We start from the raw sequence: 18,520 nt of genomic DNA, 5'->3' as shown, positions 1-18,520 counted from the left end.
GTAAAAATGGCTTCGAGAAAAATGACTGATAGCGATTATGCGGTGCTGGCGGATTTTCGCTATTCATTGCGAAATTTTATGGCTTTCAGCGAAACCAAGGCTGCCGAGTATCATCTGACACCGCAGCAGCATCAGGCTCTTTTGGCCATTCGAGCATCAACAGATGGCAAGGCCACTGTCGGTTATGTCGCGGAGCGTCTGGTTTTGAAGCCGCACAGCGCCAGCGGATTGATTGCGCGTCTTGAAGCTTTGGGTCTTCTCAGGCGGTTGCCGGGAACGGACGATAAAAGGCAAACTCTACTCGGCCTGACCGACGAAGCCGACCGCATACTGGCCGAACTTAGCTTGACCCATCGCGAAGAAATCCGCCGGTTACGTCCTCTGCTGCTTGATTTGCTGACGCGAATAGAAAGTGAAGCCTAGCAGCCAATTTCCGACGCCCGCCTGTGTGGTTTGTCTAGCCGATGGGCAGACCGCTCTCTGATTTCATTGTGCGCAAGGCGATTTCGGACTGTACCCGGGCAACCTGCGGATGTGGTAGCAGCACGAGGTGAATGAAATCAGCAAAGGCGGCCAGATCTTTGGCAACGATGATCAGAACATAATCCGCATCGCCAGAAACCGAATAGGCTTCGCGCACTTCTTCATGTCTTGCGAGAAAGCTGACAAAAGATTCATCGGTACGTTCATTGTGTGTCGACAGATTGATGCGTGTGATAGCCCGCAGGCCATAACCCAGTTTGGTTGCGTTGAGACGGGCAGAATAGCCTTGAATAATGCCTTCCTGCTCCAGCCTTGTGCGGCGACGCGAGCATTGGGATTGTGACAGATTGACGAGTTCGGATAGCTCGGCATTGGTCAATGACGCGTCCCGCTGCAATGTTTGCAGAATTGCACGATCAAAGGAATCGAGGGTAATTTCGTGCATTGAATATCCCTATGGCTCACAATTCGTGCAAATCTTCCACAACACTGCACCATATTGCAAGCCCTTGGCGTAATTCGTCTCGTAGAATCTATCCTAATCACTATAAGGAGGATTCAAAATGGGACCATATCCGCACGACGCGCCGAAAGCGGAAATCAACGACGCAAACCCCGCCGGGACGGATGGTTTCGAGTTTGTTGAATTTGCGCATCCCGAGCCTGAAAAACTTGACATCCTCTTCCGGCAGATGGGTTTTCATCCTGTCGCCAAGCACCGCAAGAAGGACATTGTTCTCTACCGTCAGGGCGACATCAATTATCTCTTGAACCGTGAGCCAAACAGCCATGCCGCTGCATTTGTTGCAGACCATGGTCCTTGCGCGCCTGCAATGGCATGGCGTGTGGTGGATGCAGGCCATGCGCTGCGCCGCGCAGTGGAGCTTGGCGCCGAAGAATATCGCGGCGACGGCAAGTCGCTCGATGTTCCCGCTGTCATCGGCATCGGCGGCTCGCTGCTTTACTTCGTGGACACTTATGGCGATGACGGTTCGTGCTATTCAGCGGAGTTTGAATGGCTTGGCGAGGTCGATCCGAAGCCGAAAGGCTTTGGCTTTTACTATCTCGACCACCTCACGCATAATGTGGTGCGTGGTAATATGAACACCTGGTACAAATTCTACCACGACACATTTAATTTCCGTGAGATCCGCTATTTCGACATCGCCGGGAAAATGACCGGGCTGACCAGCCGCGCATTGACGTCTCCTGATGGAAAAATCCGCATTCCGATCAATGAAAGTGCGGATGATCATAGCCAGATCGAGGAATATCTTCGCGAGTATAAGGGCGAAGGCATCCAGCATATAGCCATCGCCAGCAACGATATTTATGACGGCACGGATGCAATTGCGGAGCAGGGGCTGGAATTCATGCCCGGTCCTCCGGACATTTATTATGAAAAGTCCAAGGCGCGTGTCAAAGACCACAATGAGCCGCTCGACAAGCTGAAAAAGCGTGGCATTCTTATTGATGGCGAAGGCGTTCTTGGCGGCGGCGAGACACGCATTCTTCTGCAGATTTTCTCAAAAACCGTTATCGGGCCGATCTTCTTTGAGTTCATTCAAAGAAAGGGCGATGACGGCTTTGGCGAGGGCAATTTCAAGGCCCTGTTCGAGTCTATTGAGGAAGATCAGATCCAGCGCGGGGTCCTGGGCAATGTGCAGCCGGCAGCTAAGAGCGGCCAACTGGCTGGCAATCGTGCATGAGTGATGCGTGGCGCTCGTATTCCGGAGCACCTCAGAACGGCACCGTTCTATGCGCGTCGGCGGACATAGCCGACGGGCATACAAAATGTATGGTCTTGCGTGGTGACGGGAAGGAGTTCCCGCTTCTTCTCATCCGGCACAACGGTGTCGTGCGCGGGTTTGTCAACGCTTGCCCGCACCAGTATCTCCCCTTGAACTACCGATCAGACGCGATACTTTCAGCTGATGGTGCGCGTCTCCTCTGCACGGCGCATGATGCGACGTTCAATGCTGAGAGCGGCGAATGCCTGTCTGCCGGACTGGATGGACTTGATGTGGTTCCTGTAGCGGATGATCAGCATGGGAATGTCGTCATCTACGAGCGGCAGTAAACAAGCAACGGGAGGAAAACATGCCGAGTACAATTCGTCTGCATCGTGTCATTGCTGCAAAGCCTGAAAAGATTTTTCGGGCGTTTGTCGAGCCAGACGCAATAGCGAGCTGGTTGCCACCCTATGGATATCTTTGCACTGTTCATGAACTGGATGGGAAAGTTGGCGGCAGCCACAAAATGTCGTTTCGCAATTTCACGACAGGCCATGGTCACGCCTTTGGTGGGACATATCTAGAACTGGAGCCCGGTGAACGTCTTGTCTACACGGACAAATTCGACGATCCGAACCTGCCGGGCGAGATGAAGGTCACGGTTGTTCTGAAAGCGGTGTCTGTCGGGACTGAAGTAACAATCACACAGGAAGGTGTGCCGGATATTATTCCTGCAGAGGCCTGCTATCTGGGCTGGCAGGATTCCCTGCACAAGCTGACCAAATTGGTCGTGCCGGAGATAAACGAGTAGCTATCGTGGCTATGTATAAGCATGTGAGTAGCCTTGGCGACCGTTGGCTTGATCGACCTTACGGGTTGTAATGCAACAAATAGTGCAACTGCTTCATTTCGGGGCAGGGCGCGTTATTCTGATGATGAGCTTGCGAAACGTTTTGCCCTTAGTCTCGCGAAAGTATCAGGATCAGCCACGGCGAATGCTTATTTTATAGCACTCTAATTTTTCTTGGTGACTTTTCTTGCCTTAAAGCAACTGCGCCCTACTCTCCTTATCTGTCCGATTGTGGCTTGGAGGGCAGTATGCAGTGGCTTCAGTCCGTATTTGAGCAGGCGCCGGAGATCGCGTTGTTTCTATCTCTGGCTGGCGGCTACGCGCTGGGAAAAATACATTTTGGGAAATTTCAGCTGGGCGGCGTTGCTGGCTCGCTGCTTGTGGCGGTTGTGATCAGCCAGGTGGGCGTTCACATTGATAATGGGGTGAAGGCAGTGCTCTTCGCCCTTTTCATTTATGCCGTCGGTTTTGAAAGCGGTCCGCAATTCTTTCGGTCGCTTGGACGTCAATCTCTTCGCGAAATTGCAATGGCCGCAGTGCTGGCCATCAGCGGGTTGGTGACGGTCGTTGTCCTGGCGCGTATGTTCGGCCTCGACAAGGGTCTTGCAGCTGGCATTGCCGCCGGAGGCCTGACACAGTCAGCCATCATAGGCACTGCCAGCTCGGCGATTTCGAAACTTGGCCTTGCCGCTGACGAAGTTCAGCGATTACAGGCCAATGTCGCGGTTGGTTACGCGGTTACCTATATTTTCGGGTCTTTTGGCGCGATCCTCGTTTGCGTCAATTTGCTGCCGAAATTCATGGGACGCACCATACGCGACGATGCCATTAAGGCGGAAGCGGAGCTCTTGGCTGGTATCCGGTTGCTCGGTCCTAACGAACAGGAAGCTGCGCCTGACCTCGTCGGGCGTATATATCAGGTGGACAAGGCCGCCGGAAAAACTGTCGCCGAAATCGAGGCCAAGACCTCTATCGACAATTCCATCACGGTCGAGCGTGTCAAACGCGCAAACAAGATCATCGGCGTTTCACCGGATTTGAAGCTGGAAACCAATGACATTGTGCTGATTGTCGGACGCCGCACGGGCGTTGTCACATTGGGCAATGAAGTTGGCTCCGAACTGCAATCATCGGATGGCATGGATGTTATCGTGGCCATCCGCGATGTGACGATTACTGCGCCGGAATTCGTCGGAAAGTCGGTCGCAGATATCAAGCAGCATATCAGCTCGGAACTTCGTCACGGCATTTACGTGATTGGCGTCAAGCGAGCCGATAAGCCGCTTCCACTCAAGCCCGATACCGTCATTGCTGCCGGTGACGTCGTTTCGCTTTACGGAACGGATCAGGATTTGCAGCGCGTTGCAAGCTCCATTGGGCCAGTCATCGTCGTCAGCGACAAGACGGATTTTGTCTTCCATGGTTTGGGGATTGCCGTCGGTCTGTTGATCGGTCTTGCCGTTATTCGTCTTGGCTCCATTCCGCTGACACTGGGAAGCGGGGGCGGCGCCCTTTTATCCGGTCTGTTGTTTGGTTGGTATCGCAGCCGCAACATGGCTATCGGCAACATGCCAACTGCGGCTTCCACGCTTCTGCGCGATCTCGGCCTCGCCGGTTTCGTGGCAGTCGTCGGTCTTCAGTCGGGGCTGCAAGCCGTTCAGACGATCGTCAGCAGCGGCCTGTCGATTTTCTTGATTGGCGTTGTGGTGACTATTCTCCCACTCATCATCACGATGCTGTTTGGCCGCTATGTTCTCAAATATGACAACGTAGCCGTCTTTGCGGGCGCGCTCTCTGGCTCGCGCAGCGCAAACCCGGCCTTTGGCGAAATACTGGATAAGGCCGGTAACTCGATACCAACCACTCCATTCGCAATCACCTATGCACTTGCCAACGTGTTCCTGACCTTGCTCGGGCCACTGGTAGTCGCGTTTTCCTAAGGAATAGATCATGGCGAAAAATGAATATAGCAAATATGCAAAGCTGAGCCCGTTTGAGCTGAAGGATGCGCTTATCGAACTTGCTTCCAGCAAAGCAAACCATGCTATGTTAAATGCTGGGCGCGGCAACCCCAACTTCCTGGCCACATTGCCACGGCGGGCATTCCTGCGTCTTGGGCTGTTTGCGGTTGCGGAAGCAGAACTGTCCTATTCCTACCTCTCAACGGGTGTCGGCGGACTCCCGAAGATTGAAGGCATTGAGGGCCGGTTCCAGCGCTTTATTTCCGACAATAGCGATCAGCCCGGCGTCCAGTTTCTGGGGCGGTCGCTCTCTTATGTACGCGATCAACTGGGACTTTCACCGTCCGAGTATCTTCATGAAATGGTGGAAGGCATTCTCGGCTGTAACTATCCTGTTCCGCCGCGCATGCTGAAAATCAGCGAAGAGATCGTGAAGCACTATCTCGTTCGCGAAATGATCGGCGGCTATATGAGCTCCGATAAAATCGATCTGTTTGCGGTCGAAGGCGGAACGGCCGCCATGACCTATATCTTCGATACGCTGAAGCAGAACAAAATTCTTGCGGAAGGCGATACGGTTGCTATCGGCATGCCTGCTTTCACGCCCTATATCGAAATCCCGGAATTGAACAATTACCGGCTGAAAGAAGTGCATATCAATGCAGACCCGAAGCAGGGTTGGCAATATCCAGAGGCCGAGCTGAACAAGCTGCTCGACAAATCGGTCAAGGTCTTCTTCCTGATCAATCCGAGCAACCCGCCATCGGTCAAGGTTGATCAGCGTGGGCTGGACCAGATCGCCAAAATCGTCAAGGAAAAGCGCCCCGACCTCATCATCCTGACTGATGATGTGTACGGAACATTCGCCGATGACTTCAAATCGATCTTCGCGATATGCCCGTACAACACGATGCTCGTTTATTCGTTCTCGAAATATTTCGGCGCGACGGGCTGGCGACTTGGTGCGATTGCTATGCAGAAGGATAACGTTCTGGACGCAAAGCTGAAGGACTTGTCGGGCTCGGCGAGAAAGGAACTGGATCAGCGCTATTCATCGCTGGTTCCCAATGTTTCAAAGCTGAAGTTCATCGACCGTCTTGTCGCGGACAGCCGCACCGTCGCGCTCAATCACACTGCGGGTCTTTCCACCCCGCAGCAGGTCCAGATGGTTCTTTTCTCCCTGTTCGGTCTCATGGATGAAAAGGATGCTTACAAGGCAGAGCTGAAGAAACTCATCCGTAATCGCGAGGCTGCACTTTATCGCGAGCTTGGATTGTCGCCACAAACCGATAGCAACGAGGTCGACTATTATACTTTGCTTGATCTCGAAGAGATCGCGCGTCGTCTTTATGGCGATGATTTCGCCGCCTGGGTCAAAAAGAACATTTCGCCGACCGAGCTCTTGTTCCGGATTGCCGATGAAACCGGCATCGTTCTCTTGCCGGGTACAGGTTTTGGCACGCAGCAACCGGCTGGCCGCGCATCGCTCGCCAATCTCAACGAGTATGAATACGCTGCAATCGGACGTGCATTGCGAACGATGGCTGACGAAGTCTACCAAAAGGAATACAAATCCAAGAAATAATTAGGTTTAGTCCTGGCCTAAGAGCCAGTACTGCCCTTTGAAACGAATACGCCGATCTGTTTCACGCAGATCGGTGTTTTCGTTAGATGTGTCGAACTCATCATACAAATATGATAAATCCGGGTAAGACCTCCTATGACTGTCATTGCATGACTTGTGAGCGCCCCGTTGGCCTGATACCAAAGAGTTACAGGAAACAGTGCGCGAGATGGTGACGATGGTGACAAAGAACGATGAGGCAACCATTCGCCCCGCAGGCAATCTCGTTGTCAAAGTCAGCGGCGAACTGAAAAAGCTTATTCAGTCAGGCGCGTTCAAGCCCGGAATGAAGCTACCTAGCGAAGCGAAACTGACAGAATCTTATGGCGTCAGCCGCACGGTTATTCGCGAGGCTGTTGCAGCCCTTCGTGCCGATGGCCTCGTGGAAGCGCGTCAGGGGGCTGGTGTTTTTGTGCTGGAGGCGCAGTCGGCTGAAACAATGCCGTTCCATAACCTCGATTATGACCGGGTTTCCTCGGTTATAGAGCTGCTTGAGCTGCGCACGGGGGTGGAGGTGGAAGCCGCAGGGCTTGCTGCGCTGCGCCGTTCTCCCCAACAGGAAGAGGCCATAATCAACAGTCATCGACAGGTGTTGAGCTGTCTCGAGGCAGGTCTCCCGACAGCCGAGGCTGATTTTGCATTGCATCTGGCGATTGCTGATGCGGCCAACAACCCCCGTTTTCGAGAGTTTCTGACGATGATCGGTAGCGGCGTCATTCCGCGTGCGGCTTTGCATTCCCAATCGGATACAAACTCGGCCGACTATATTGCGCGTATCCATGAAGAGCATTCCCAGATCATTGATGCCATTTCAAATGGTGATGAAGAAGCTGCGCGGTCGGCGATGCGACGGCATTTGAAGGGAAGCCAGATGCGGTACCGCAGCATTCTCAGACAAGTTCGCTCTAATTTATAATATAAGTTGTTGACATGTATTATCTGATCGCGCTAGGTCATATGCAGACATCAAAAAAGGGGTCAACATATGGAACCGCAGCAGATCAAGGAAAAGCTTGGAGCAGGACTTCTCTCCTTCCCGGTAACGCACTTCGATGCCGAGGGGCAATTTGCACCTGAAAGCTATAAAGCCCATGTCGAATGGCTTTCGGGCTTCGATGCGCCGGTATTGTTCGCGGCTGGCGGCACTGGTGAGTTCTTTTCTTTGCGCCCGAGTGAGATTCCGACCATTGTGTCAGCGGCAAAGGAGGCTGTTGGCAACAGCAGCACCGCGATTGTTTCGGGCTGCGGCTATGGCACCGACATGGCGATTGAGATTGCAAAGTCGGCTGAAAAGGCTGGCGCGGACGGCATATTGCTTCTTCCGCATTATCTGATCGATGCTCCCCAGCAGGGTCTTTACGAACACGTCAAGCGCATTTGTCAGTCGATTGGCATCGGCGTGATGGTCTATAATCGTGATAATGCTGTCCTTCAGGCTGATACTCTGGCGCGCTTGTGTGATGAGTGCCCTAATCTTGTCGGTTTCAAGGATGGCGTGGGCGATATCGGGCTTGTCCGCCAGATTACAGCCAAGATGGGTGATCGTCTGACCTATCTCGGCGGAATGCCGACGGCAGAGCTCTTCGCCGAAGCATATCTGGGCGCCGGGTTTACGACCTATTCTTCTGCGGTTTTCAATTTCGTTCCGGGCTTGGCGGTGGAATTCTACCGCGCGCTGAGGGCTGGTGAACGTGCCACCTGTGAGCGCATTCTCAACGAGTTCTTCTATCCGTTCATGGCAATTCGCAACCGCCAGAAGGGTTATGCCGTGGCTGCCATCAAGGCAGGCGTGCGTCTTCAGGGTTTCAAGGCCGGAAAAGTTCGTTCTCCGCTTTGCGATCTGACGAGAGAGGAAGAAGGCCTTCTTGAAGCGCTCATCGGTAAATATAGCCGCAAGCAAGCGGCTTGAGCGCCCAGTAAGAAGAACCGCGGGTTGTTAACCCGCGGTTTCTTTACGAGATGCAACATAGGTCGCGTTTAAAGTGACGCGGCCATTTCTTTCAGGCGTTCACAAGCCTTAGTCAGTTCTGCTTCCGAGGCGGCAATCGACAAGCGGATGAAGCCGGGCGCGCCAAAGGCGATACCCGGCACGCTGGACACACCAAAATCATTCAGCAGATATCCTGCAACATCAGTGTCGCTTTTCAACGTCACGCCTGCTGGCGTTGTTTTGCCAATCAGCTTGCTGACACCGATGAAGGCATAAAACGCGCCGTCTGGCTGGCGAAAATCAATGTTGGGTATTTCTGAAAGATAGGTCGCAACAAGATTGGCGCGACGACGGAAAGTCTCTGCCGCTTCCTGCACAAAACTCTGGTCTCCGTCGAGCGCGGCTTTCGCGGCCGCCTGTGCAATGCTGCAAACAGACGTGACGCTTTGCGATTGCATCTTGTTGATCCCGGCGATGAGCGCCTTTGGGCCTGCCGCGTAACCAACCCGCCAGCCCGTCATTGCATAGGCTTTCGAGACGCCATTGACGATGAGGGTCCGATCACGCAATTGCGGGCATATGCTTCCGAACGAAACGAAAGGATGATCGCGCAGCAAGATGTGCTCATAAATCTCATCGGAAAGGATGAGAACACGCGGGTGTTGTTCCAAAACCGTTGCGAGTGCTCGATATTCCGGAGCGCTGTAAATCGCGCCCGTGGGATTGGATGGTGAGTTCAGCATCAGCCAACGGGTGCGTGGCGTCACGGCCTCTTCCAGTTGTTGGACTGTCAGCTTGAAATCGTGTTGCGGCCCGCATTCAACATATATCGGCGTGCCGCCATGCAAGGAAACGATATCGCCGTAAGAAACCCAGCAAGGTGTGGGGATGATCACTTCGTCACCCTGCTCGAGCGTCGCGAGGAAGGCGTCGAACAAAATTTGCTTTGCGCCATTAGCGACGGTCAGCTCTTCCGGTGAAAAATCAAGATCATTGTCGCGCCTGAACTTGGCGATAATCGCGGCGCGAAGCGCTTCAGTGCCGGCTGCCGCTCCGTACCGCACACCGCCAGCGTTGACTGCTGCGCAGGCTGCATCGAGAACATGGCGCGGCGGCTCAAAATCAGGCTCCCCCAGAGACAGGTCGATAATGTCGCGGCCCTCCGCGCGCAGTTTTTTGGCGGCCATCGAAACAGCCATGCTCGGTGAGGACTGAATGCCCGCCGATCTTCTGTTTTCATATTGCATTGCTATGCTCTCATCTGCTGATCGAAAAAAGAGAGAAGCCGCCCTAAAGGCGGCTTCTGGCAGGGTTTGGTGTCAGCCATTCACGACATAATCGAATTCTTTGTCGCGCTGCTTGGCATCCGGGCATCGTTCATCCGCAGCGCCATAACCGCCGCCACCCGGCAATTGCAGGATGAGCCTGCGTCCAGCGGGGACATGCTGTCGGCCCTTGGCATTAAGCACCGAGCCATCATCGAGCAGAACTGCACCAGGTGCGCCATTCTCGCCGCCTTCACGCCCGCGCGGCGGGTGTTTGATGCGATCAAACATGGCATTGAAGTAGATCTCATGTCCGTCCGTCGGCGCAATCTCGACAACCTGACCAAGCCCGCCACGGAATTTTCCGGCGCCGCCGGAACCGTCGCGCAATTCCTTGCGCCAGAAAATAACCGGGCCGACATGTTCCGTCGCCTCGATCGACATCGAATGAACACCGCTTGGAAAGGCGGTGGCGCTTAGCCCATCAAGATGGGAGCGGGCACCGGCTCCGCCGCTGTTGAACAGAAGAACCTCCGCACGCTGGCCGCCATCTTTCGGGGCCTTGTCGCCGGAAAGCGGACGTGCACTAACATGAAGGTTCCACAGCGCGCCTGAGCCTTCCGCCGGTACTCGACCGGGCAGCATCTTATGGACGGCACCAAGCACTGCATCTGGCACCAGATGGCCGAGCACGTGGCGCACGGAAACCGGAGCAGGGTGTTGCGCGTTCAAAATGCAATCCTTCGGCGCAATTACCTTGAAGGGAAGAAGCGATGCGTGATTATTCGGGATTTCCGGTGCAATCGAGCATTTCAGGCCGTAACAGGCATAGGCAGCCGAATAGATCAGCGGACAATTGATGCCTTTGGGGCTTGGCGCGGATGTACCGTTGAAATCTGCGAGTATGTGATCGGCATGGACGTCAATACGCACTGCGATGTCAATGGGATCACCGTAACCGTCCACTCGCATCACGTTGGAATAGGTGCCGTGTGGAAGTGCCGCCAGCTTCTCAAGCGTGGCATCATAGCTGCGCTTGAAGATGAATTCAGCCAGTCCTTCCAGATCGTCGAGCCGGAACTCATTCATCATGTCCATCAAGCGACGATGACCGATTTCGTTACAGGCGGCGAGAGAATAGACGTCACCAACGACCTGATGGCTTTCGCGAACATTGTTGCGCAGAATGTTCACGAGATCCTTGTTGACCACCCCGCGTTCCGCGAACTTCATGATCGGCACAAAGATGCCTTCCTCATAAACTTCATTGGCATCGGGACCAAAGCCACGGCCGCCAACATCCACCACATGGGCGGTGCAGGCAAAGAAACCGGTCAGTGCGCCGTCGCGAAAGCTCGGCGAGACGACGGTGAAATCATGCAGGTGGCCCGTGCCCTTCCATGGATCGTTGGTTATGTAGACATCACCCTCGAAGATGTTCTCGCGTCCGATATCATTGATGAAATGGCCAACGGCTTCCGCCATCGCATTCACATGTCCGGGCGTGCCGGTCACCGCCTGTGCGATCATCTGTCCGGCGCGATTGAACACACCAGCCGATAGATCGCCGGATTCACGCACACTGGTGCTGAAGGCTGTACGAATTAGCGTTACGGCCTGTTCTTCGACGACTGAGATCAGGCGGTTCCACATGATTTGCATGTGAACATCGGAAATAGGTTTCACTGACATGGGTAAACTCCTTCAGGCGGCCTTGGCGCGCAGCAACAGGCAACCATCGGTCTGCATGATCGCTTCGCGGCTTGAGGTCACGATGGTCGACGTCTCGCGTTCTGTGATGACGGCCGGACCAGAGATCCAGTCGCCCGGCTTCATGTCGCTGCGGTCGACGACACTGGCGTCGAGGAAACGTTCTTCGAGAACGTCGAACACCTTGCGCTGGCCGGATATGGTTGCCGTCGACTGTTTCGTAACGGGTTTGGCGGGTGTGGGTGCGGCTGCATCGGCGCTGGCGCGCAGCGACCAGCTGACGATTTCGACGTCCAGTCCATCAATAACGCGGCCGAAGAACCGCTCGTAGCACTCATCGAAAAGCGCGCTGAAAAGCGAGGCATCCGCTTGGGTATAATCGCGGACTTCGATGGTAACCGGCACTTCCCATCCTTGCCCGACATAGCGCATGTAAGCCGTGCATTCGAGCGAGGGGTTAGCATTGGGCGCGCCCGACCGCACGAAAGACGTCGCTTCCTGTACCAGTTCGGCTATCACAGTATTGACGGCGTTGGCGTCGAAGCGGCTGATGCGGCTATAAGCACTGCGAACCGATTCAAAACCAAAAGGCGCACGCAGGAAGCCGATTGCAGAGCCGACACCAGCGCCAGGCGGGATAAGCAGATCGTTGACACCAAGCTTTTCGCAAAGTCGCGCAGCATGAACCGGGGCCGCGCCGCCAAAGGCAATCATGGTGAACTCGGAAAGTTCCTTGCCATTCTCCACCGCATGCATACGCGCGGCATTGCTCATATTCTCATCGACGACTTCGCTGAGGCCATAAGCTGAGGTGGCAACATCTGAACCCAGCTTGCTGCCGATATCTGCATCCATGGCGCTTTCGGATGCTGAGCGCGACAGTTTCATCGACCCGCCGGCAAAGCTGTCGGGATCAAGGCGACCAAGGATGACATCTGCATCAGTCACGGTTGGATTGACACCGCCACGATCATAGCAGGCTGGTCCCGGTTCCGAACCTGCGCTGTGCGGACCAACGCGTATCTGACGCATGGCATCGACGGTTGCAATCGAGCCGCCGCCAGCGCCGATTTCGACCATTTCGATGACCGGGATGGAGATTGGCATGCCGCTGCCCTTCTTGAAGCGATAGGTGCGCGCCACTTCGAAGGTCTTCGACGTTTTGGGTGTCTGCTGTTCAATCAGGCAGATTTTTGCAGTGGTGCCGCCCATGTCGTAGGACACGACCTGATCGAGCTTGTGGTTGGCTGCAATATGGGCCGCGAAAATCGCGCCGCCAGCCGGTCCGGATTCGAGCAGGCGAACGGGAAACTCAATTGCACTGTCGACGCTGATAATGCCGCCGCCCGAGTGGATCATAAAGACCGGTGCAACAAGCCCTTCATCGTGAAGACGACCAACCAGTCGATTGAGATAGGATGCCATCAACGGTTTGACATAGGCATTGGCGCAGACGGTATTGAAGCGCTGAAACTCGCGCATTTGCGGCGAGACTTCCGATGAAATCGAGACGGAAAGATCAGGCTTCCTGCCCAGCAGCCTGTCGCGGAAACGGCGCTCATGTTCGCCATTGAGGTAGGAGTGGATGAAGCCGACGGCGACACTCTCATAGCCTTGCGCGATGATGCGATCACAAAGCGCTTCCATCTCGCTCTCATCCAGAGGCTTGAGCACTTCACCTGTTGCGCCCATGCGTTCGTCAAGAACGAAGCGGTCGCTACGGTCGACCAACGGGGCCGGGAGGACAATATCGAGATCATATTGCTCGAAGCGGCTTTCGGTGCGCATTTCGATGACGTCGCGAAAGCCTTTGGTCGTGACGAGCGCAGTTTTTGCACCACGACGTTCGATCAGGGCGTTTGTCGCCAGAGTAGTACCGTGGATCACTGTGTCGATCTGGTTCAGCGCTATACCGGCCTTCTCCGCGACTTCGCGAATGGCTTTGACAATCGCATTTTCAGGAAACGCGTAATCGGTCAGAACCTTGGTTGAGTGAAGTGTTGAACCAACTTCCATCGCCACATCGGTGAAGGTTCCGCCAATGTCGACGCCAACCCTGATCAGTTTGCCATCTATCGTCATGTCTTGCCTAACTCCCAAGATCAGATTCTATGCGTTAAGTGCGGGGCCGGGCTGGAAGGCCGCGGTTCAGGCACGTGTTTCCTCGTTCCGGCAGGCGGTGCCTGCCGGTTCAAAACTGTTGCTTCGTATTGTTGCGGCTAACTTGAAACGTTCAGACGTTCACCAGTCAGTCTGCCTTAGTTCTTGCCGGTGAAATCCACCCCTTCGACGGTAGTCGGCAGCTTTGCGCGATCCACACCGATCCATTTCTTGTAAAGGCCGTCGAGCGAGCCGTCCGCTGTATGGCGGGTGACAAAATCATTCAGATAGTCGAGCATTTCCTGGTCGCCTTTGCGAACCGCCATTGCCTGGAAATTGTCTGCGACCTTGTATTTGCGGCCGTAATTGCCGCTGTTACCGGTCTTGTCGATCACGAGCCCATAGGTCACGCTGCCCAGAATGGCATCGACCTGACCGGACAGAAGCGCCTGTACTGTGGTTGCATCGTCATCGAAGCGCTTGATCTGCGTGTTGGCTGGAGCGACTTTCTTCAGGACCGGCTCGAAAACGCTGCCGCGATTGACGCCGATGATGTATTTGCCCAGATCATCATTGCCCTTGATATCAACGTCGTTCTTGCCCCAGACAGTGATGTCGTTGGATGAATAGGGAATGGCGAACTGAATGACCTTGGCACGCTCTGGTGTGATGGTCATGGATGGAACAAGAAAATCGACCATGCCATTGGTGAGAAGGGGAATACGGTTCTGACCGGTGATGCGCTCGAACTTGATTTGAACGCCCAGTTCCTTTGCAATCAGGTCAGCTACATCAACGTCATAGCCGCCATTCTTGCCATTTTCATCGATGAAGCCCCATGGAAACTGATCCATCTGTACGCCGATGGTTACGGTGCCCTTGGCCTTGATTTCTTCCGGCGTTGCGGCACCAGCCGCAGTGGCCATGCATACCGTTGCGAGCAGGCCCATCGTGAAACCGAATGAAGCTTTGGAACGAGCGAAACTTGAATTAAACATGTTCTTACCTCTGGTTGTTTTATTGTTATTCAACGGGACGCATTCAGGCGCTTTTCGATACGGGCGCTGTAATAGGTGAGCGGAATGCAGATCACGAAGTAGACAAGGCCGACAGCGCCGTAGACTTTGAGCGGCTCGAAGGTAATGTTCGCCATCAGCTGCCCTGAGCGCGTCAGCTCGGTCAGTCCAAGCAAAGCCGCCAGTGCTGTGCCCTTGATCAGATTGACCATAAACCAATGGTTGCGGGCAGGCCGATGCGGAATGCCTGGGGAAGCACGACATCCGACATGCGACGGACATAGCCAATGCCAAGAGCGCGGGCCGCTTCATCCTGCCCCGCTGATACAGCCTCGATGCTGCCTCGCCAGATTTCACCGAGAAACGCACTGGTATGGAGCGAAAGACCGATGATCAGCGCGACCCAGACATCAACACGAATGCCGAGCAGCGGCAGGCCGAAATAGACGAAGAAAAGCTGGATCAGCAGCGGTGTGCCCTGAAAGATCTGGATATATGTCGCCATGAAATAGCGAAGCCATTTCTTGTTGCTCGTGCGTCCAAGGGCCACGATGAGGCCGCATACGCCACCGAAGACGAAGGCGAGGAGTGACAGGATGACTGTCCAGCGAGCCCCTTCGAGAATGAACAGGAATTCTGCAAAGCCGAAACTGCGTATCATCGGTCTGCCTCACTTCGTCGGATAGGAAAAGTAAGTTCTGCCAATGAGTTGGAGAACGATGGAGAAGAACTGCGAAAGCGCGAGATAGATAACGCCGAGTACGAAATAGACTTCGAAGCTGCGGAACGTCTCGGAGTCGATCATTTGCCCGACATAGGTGAGCTCTTCTGCGGAGACTGAAGCCACCAGACTGGAATTGAGCATCATCAGGATGAACTGGCTGCAAAGCGCCGGGTAGACCGCACGAATGGCCGGCCGAAAGATGATGAAACGATAGACGTCGAGCGTATGAAGTCCAAGCGCGCGTCCTGCTTCCACCTGACCCTTCTTGATGGACTCCACCCCGCCGCGCACGATTTCGGCTGCATAAGCCGCACAATTGAGCGTCATGGCGAGAATTGCCGCCTGTGTGGCTGTCAAAGTGACGCCAAGAGATGGCATTCCGAAGAAGATGAAAAATACCTGTACCAGAAACGGTGTGTTGCGGATCAGTTCGATATAGGCAAATGCCACCCGGGATACGGTTCGTATCGAGCTCATGCGCATCAACATGAAGACAATGCCGAGCATTAGCCCAAGCGCCATCGAGATGGAGGATATCTTCAGGGTTTGTAACGCGCCGCTAAGCAGCAGTGGCCAGGCCGCCAGAACCGGCCCCATGTCGAAACTATATTGCATTGGCAAGCTCCCGTAATTTCGCCTGGTTCCCCTTTGTTTCGTTAGTGATTGAGGATCTGGCCCAGAAATGCCTTGGCGCGTTCGTGCTTGGGATTTCCGAAGAATTCTGCGGGAGGGGCGCTTTCTATAATCTCTCCGCGATCCATGAAAATAACGCGGTGGGCAACGGCGCGCGCAAAGCCCATTTCATGGGTCACGCAGATCATGGTGATGCCGTCGTCAGCAAGCGAGATCATCGTATCGAGAACTTCTTTCACCATTTCAGGATCAAGCGCCGATGTGGGCTCATCGAACAACATGATCTTCGGTCCCATGCAAAGCGCGCGTGCAATGGCCACACGCTGCTGCTGGCCTCCGGAAAGCTGGGCCGGATATTTATTGGCTTGTTCCGCGATATGCACCCGTTTGAGAAAATGCATGGCCTTTTCTTTTGCCTCGGCTGTCGAAGCCTTATGCACGCGGCGTGGTGCAAGCATGCAGTTTTCAAGTACAGTCATATGGGGGAAAAGATTGAACTGTTGAAACACCATGCCAACGTCGCGTCGGATATGATCGACATTGGCCCCTTTATTGCCGAGGCGCGTTCCATTCACATCGATGGTGCCGTCCTGAATTTCCTCAAGGTGATTGATACACCGGATAAGCGTTGATTTACCCGAGCCGGAGGGGCCGCAAAGAACGATATGTTCGCCCCTGTTCACGTCCAGATTCACATTCTTGAGTACGTGAAGCTGGCCATACCATTTATTGACCGCGCTCATCGTGATGGCTTGTTCAGACATCTATCTCTCGCTTCATATGTATAGGCAGAAAGGAAATCGCCGCTCAGGACTGAACTTCGAAAATGGCGTCGACTTCGACGGCGAAACCGCGGGGCAGGGAACCTGCGCCCAATGCGGTGCGGGCATGTCGACCCTTCTCGCCGAGAACCTCGACCAGAAGATCGGATGCGCCATCGATCACCGCGGGATGGCTCTTGAAGTTTGGCACGGCATTCACAAAGCCTCGCACCTGCAGGCAGGCAGAAATGCGGTCCAGATCGCCATCAAGGGCCATCGAAGCGCGCGCCAGAAGATTGAGTGCGCAGATTCGAGCGGCCTGATACGCTTCTGCGATATCCATAGTGTCGCCGACAAGCCCCAAGTAGCAGTCGACGCCGTCGACACGGGGCACCTGTCCGGAAATGTAGAGCGTGGTTCCACTCAGCCGGAACGGAACATAGGTTCCGCTCGGTGCCGTCACACTGGGCAGGGCAAGGCCCAACTCCGCCAGTCTGGAAGAAACGATTCCCATCTCGAATTCCCCTGTTTTAGTTACGCATTTCGCAATCGCCACATCTGAAACTGTACGGCTTTTGCATAGTGATATTATCACTTTGCGCTGTGTTATGGTGTCAGGTTTGCTGAAATAATATCACTTGTCAAGAATGAATCTTGGGCGACATTCTAAGCGCCCCGGGCGCGTGATAGTGGGATTCAATCACGAAAACAACGATTTGATCGGAAATGAGACGCTTTTTTACCGGTCTTCTATAAAAACGGAATTTGTTGTATTTGGATTTTTTGGGCTGGAATAAGCAGTGCGACTGTCTGTTTGTGAATGTTCTCACCATTGAAAGGGGGAGAAAAATCTACAGAGATATTATCTCTATCTACGATGATAATATCTTGTATTGCTTTTCCGAACCGCGTATCACGATAGAAAGATAATATTTTTAGACTGGGATAGGCTCATATTGAAAACATTGACTTCGCGAACGATTGAGAGCCTCAAGGCATTGATCGGTGACGGTACGCTTCAGGTTGGAGATAAATTGCCGACCCTGGCCGAGCTTGGCGACAAGCTCGGCGTCAGCCGCACGGTCATCCGGGAAGCCGTGGCAGCATTGCGATCGGATGGATTGCTGGAAGCCAAGCACGGTGTTGGAATTTTCATTCGCGAGCCCGGAAAGGAAACAACGTCAATCACGGACGAATCCATGCTGGAACCCCTGGCCCGGCTCTCGCTTCCATTCATGGATTTGCTTGAATTGCGCATGGCTTTTGAAGTTCATGCCGCCGGGCTGGCTGCGCAGCGGCGTTCCTGGGCGCAAGAAGCAAACATGTGGGATGCACTGAAGCAGTTTGAGGTGTCTATCGAGAATGAAGCTGCGTTGGATGAGCTGGACTTCATTTTCCACCGATCCATATCGGAGGCCACGAATAATCTTGCGTTTATAGAGTTCTTCAGTGTCATGAGCCTGAAAATACTGCCTCAGCCAGCGTTCTCGCGGGACCTCAACCCTTCGCTTATCACGCCCGACTATATCCAGAACACGGTCATCGAGCATCGGGCCATTTGCGAAGCGATCAGCGCCGGAAATGCTGAATTGGCTCGTGAAGCGATGCAGGCGCATCTCAATCGCAGCCATCAGCGCTATCGCGGCTTCAACGGCGCTTTCGGGTCACCGTTGAGCAATATCGTGGATAGCTGAATGCTGTTAAGCAGGCTTTGCCAGAGGCCATGTATC

17 protein-coding genes and 1 pseudogene are annotated in these 18,520 nt (G+C 54.2%); 9 read left to right on the top strand and 9 right to left on the bottom strand.

The features are described from left to right. The first annotated feature begins 6 nt into the window (after positions 1-6). Complete coding sequence (locus FHW03_RS15940; protein ID WP_377514989.1) at positions 7-423, top strand: MarR family winged helix-turn-helix transcriptional regulator; 417 nt, start codon at positions 7-9, stop codon at positions 421-423. Between the two features lie 34 nt (positions 424-457). Here the strand turns inward: FHW03_RS15940 and FHW03_RS15935 are convergent, their stop codons facing one another. Beyond that, entirely contained in the window at positions 458-928 is a 471-nt protein-coding gene (locus tag FHW03_RS15935; protein WP_182521523.1) for an Lrp/AsnC family transcriptional regulator, read from the bottom strand. Between the two features lie 118 nt (positions 929-1,046). Between FHW03_RS15935 and hppD the strand changes: the two genes are divergently transcribed. The 7 genes from hppD (at position 1,047) to kdgD (ending at position 8,560) form a co-directional block, all read left to right on the top strand. After that, positions 1,047-2,192, top strand: coding sequence for a 4-hydroxyphenylpyruvate dioxygenase (hppD, locus tag FHW03_RS15930; RefSeq protein WP_182521522.1), 1,146 nt, complete (start codon positions 1,047-1,049; stop codon positions 2,190-2,192). After that, a complete protein-coding gene (locus FHW03_RS15925) occupies positions 2,189-2,563 on the top strand; it encodes a Rieske 2Fe-2S domain-containing protein (RefSeq protein WP_182521521.1) in 375 nt (124 codons plus the stop codon). Before hppD ends, FHW03_RS15925 begins: the two co-directional genes overlap by 4 nt. A 20-nt stretch (positions 2,564-2,583) precedes the next feature. Beyond that, positions 2,584-3,027: an SRPBCC family protein gene (locus FHW03_RS15920; RefSeq protein ID WP_182521520.1), complete on the top strand. Its 444-nt coding sequence runs from the start codon at positions 2,584-2,586 to the stop codon at positions 3,025-3,027. 287 nt (positions 3,028-3,314) lie between these two features. Continuing rightward, entirely contained in the window at positions 3,315-5,006 is a 1,692-nt protein-coding gene (gene aspT / locus FHW03_RS15915) for an aspartate-alanine antiporter (RefSeq protein WP_182521519.1), read from the top strand. A 10-nt stretch (positions 5,007-5,016) separates the two neighbouring features. Beyond that, complete coding sequence (locus FHW03_RS15910; protein WP_182521518.1) at positions 5,017-6,612, top strand: bifunctional aspartate transaminase/aspartate 4-decarboxylase; 1,596 nt, start codon at positions 5,017-5,019, stop codon at positions 6,610-6,612. 217 nt (positions 6,613-6,829) lie between these two features. Continuing rightward, positions 6,830-7,567: a FadR/GntR family transcriptional regulator gene (locus FHW03_RS15905; RefSeq protein ID WP_182521517.1), complete on the top strand. Its 738-nt coding sequence runs from the start codon at positions 6,830-6,832 to the stop codon at positions 7,565-7,567. A gap of 69 nt (positions 7,568-7,636) precedes the next feature. Next, positions 7,637-8,560 carry a 5-dehydro-4-deoxyglucarate dehydratase gene (kdgD, locus tag FHW03_RS15900; RefSeq protein ID WP_182521516.1) on the top strand — a complete coding sequence of 308 codons (924 nt, stop codon included), beginning with the start codon at positions 7,637-7,639 and terminating at the stop codon, positions 8,558-8,560. Between the two features lie 68 nt (positions 8,561-8,628). On the opposite strand, the gene FHW03_RS15895 is transcribed toward kdgD, so the two are convergent. From FHW03_RS15895 to FHW03_RS15860, 8 genes and pseudogenes are all read right to left on the bottom strand, one after another. Then, a complete protein-coding gene (locus FHW03_RS15895) occupies positions 8,629-9,828 on the bottom strand; it encodes a pyridoxal phosphate-dependent aminotransferase (protein WP_182521515.1) in 1,200 nt (399 codons plus the stop codon). A gap of 72 nt (positions 9,829-9,900) precedes the next feature. Then, entirely contained in the window at positions 9,901-11,538 is a 1,638-nt protein-coding gene (locus FHW03_RS15890; RefSeq protein ID WP_182521514.1) for a hydantoinase B/oxoprolinase family protein, read from the bottom strand. Between the two features lie 12 nt (positions 11,539-11,550). Beyond that, on the bottom strand, positions 11,551-13,638 hold the full coding sequence (locus FHW03_RS15885) for a hydantoinase/oxoprolinase family protein (RefSeq protein WP_182521513.1): 2,088 nt from the start codon (positions 13,636-13,638) through the stop codon (positions 11,551-11,553). A 176-nt stretch (positions 13,639-13,814) separates the two neighbouring features. Further along, on the bottom strand, positions 13,815-14,654 hold the full coding sequence (locus FHW03_RS15880) for a transporter substrate-binding domain-containing protein (RefSeq protein WP_182521512.1): 840 nt from the start codon (positions 14,652-14,654) through the stop codon (positions 13,815-13,817). A gap of 29 nt (positions 14,655-14,683) precedes the next feature. After that, positions 14,684-15,333, bottom strand: a pseudogene (locus FHW03_RS15875) (amino acid ABC transporter permease). Between the two features lie 9 nt (positions 15,334-15,342). Further along, positions 15,343-16,011 (bottom strand): amino acid ABC transporter permease, encoded by a 669-nt coding sequence (locus tag FHW03_RS15870; RefSeq protein ID WP_182521511.1) that lies wholly within the window; start codon positions 16,009-16,011, stop codon positions 15,343-15,345. Positions 16,012-16,052: 41 nt separating this feature from the next. Further along, positions 16,053-16,793 (bottom strand): amino acid ABC transporter ATP-binding protein, encoded by a 741-nt coding sequence (locus FHW03_RS15865; protein ID WP_182521510.1) that lies wholly within the window; start codon positions 16,791-16,793, stop codon positions 16,053-16,055. A gap of 43 nt (positions 16,794-16,836) precedes the next feature. After that, the gene (locus FHW03_RS15860) at positions 16,837-17,304 is read right to left on the bottom strand and encodes a RidA family protein (RefSeq protein WP_182521509.1); all 468 of its coding nucleotides are present in this window, start codon (positions 17,302-17,304) and stop codon (positions 16,837-16,839) included. A gap of 442 nt (positions 17,305-17,746) precedes the next feature. On the opposite strand from FHW03_RS15860, the gene FHW03_RS15855 reads away from it, so the two are divergent. Then, positions 17,747-18,484 (top strand): FadR/GntR family transcriptional regulator, encoded by a 738-nt coding sequence (locus FHW03_RS15855; protein ID WP_182521508.1) that lies wholly within the window; start codon positions 17,747-17,749, stop codon positions 18,482-18,484. Positions 18,485-18,520 lie beyond the last annotated feature (36 nt).

It is taken from the genome of Ochrobactrum sp. RH2CCR150, from assembly GCA_014138095.1.
Classification (GTDB): domain Bacteria; phylum Pseudomonadota; class Alphaproteobacteria; order Rhizobiales; family Rhizobiaceae; genus Brucella; species Brucella gambitense.
Note: the sequence above shows the minus strand (reverse complement) of the source record. Positions and strands in the feature narration are given on the sequence as shown.

Coding starts and splice junctions, on each gene's coding strand:
- FHW03_RS15880 (WP_182521512.1), bottom strand. CDS start 14,654: ATGTTTAATTCAAGTTTCGCTCGTTCCAAAGCTTCATTCGGTTTCACG.
- hppD (WP_182521522.1), top strand. CDS start 1,047: ATGGGACCATATCCGCACGACGCGCCGAAAGCGGAAATCAACGACGCA.
- FHW03_RS15920 (WP_182521520.1), top strand. CDS start 2,584: ATGCCGAGTACAATTCGTCTGCATCGTGTCATTGCTGCAAAGCCTGAA.
- FHW03_RS15925 (WP_182521521.1), top strand. CDS start 2,189: ATGAGTGATGCGTGGCGCTCGTATTCCGGAGCACCTCAGAACGGCACC.
- FHW03_RS15905 (WP_182521517.1), top strand. CDS start 6,830: ATGGTGACAAAGAACGATGAGGCAACCATTCGCCCCGCAGGCAATCTC.
- FHW03_RS15860 (WP_182521509.1), bottom strand. CDS start 17,304: ATGGGAATCGTTTCTTCCAGACTGGCGGAGTTGGGCCTTGCCCTGCCC.
- FHW03_RS15895 (WP_182521515.1), bottom strand. CDS start 9,828: ATGCAATATGAAAACAGAAGATCGGCGGGCATTCAGTCCTCACCGAGC.
- FHW03_RS15910 (WP_182521518.1), top strand. CDS start 5,017: ATGGCGAAAAATGAATATAGCAAATATGCAAAGCTGAGCCCGTTTGAG.
- kdgD (WP_182521516.1), top strand. CDS start 7,637: ATGGAACCGCAGCAGATCAAGGAAAAGCTTGGAGCAGGACTTCTCTCC.
- FHW03_RS15890 (WP_182521514.1), bottom strand. CDS start 11,538: ATGTCAGTGAAACCTATTTCCGATGTTCACATGCAAATCATGTGGAAC.
- aspT (WP_182521519.1), top strand. CDS start 3,315: ATGCAGTGGCTTCAGTCCGTATTTGAGCAGGCGCCGGAGATCGCGTTG.
- FHW03_RS15885 (WP_182521513.1), bottom strand. CDS start 13,638: ATGACGATAGATGGCAAACTGATCAGGGTTGGCGTCGACATTGGCGGA.
- FHW03_RS15865 (WP_182521510.1), bottom strand. CDS start 16,793: ATGTCTGAACAAGCCATCACGATGAGCGCGGTCAATAAATGGTATGGC.
- FHW03_RS15935 (WP_182521523.1), bottom strand. CDS start 928: ATGCACGAAATTACCCTCGATTCCTTTGATCGTGCAATTCTGCAAACA.
- FHW03_RS15940 (WP_377514989.1), top strand. CDS start 7: ATGGCTTCGAGAAAAATGACTGATAGCGATTATGCGGTGCTGGCGGAT.
- FHW03_RS15870 (WP_182521511.1), bottom strand. CDS start 16,011: ATGCAATATAGTTTCGACATGGGGCCGGTTCTGGCGGCCTGGCCACTG.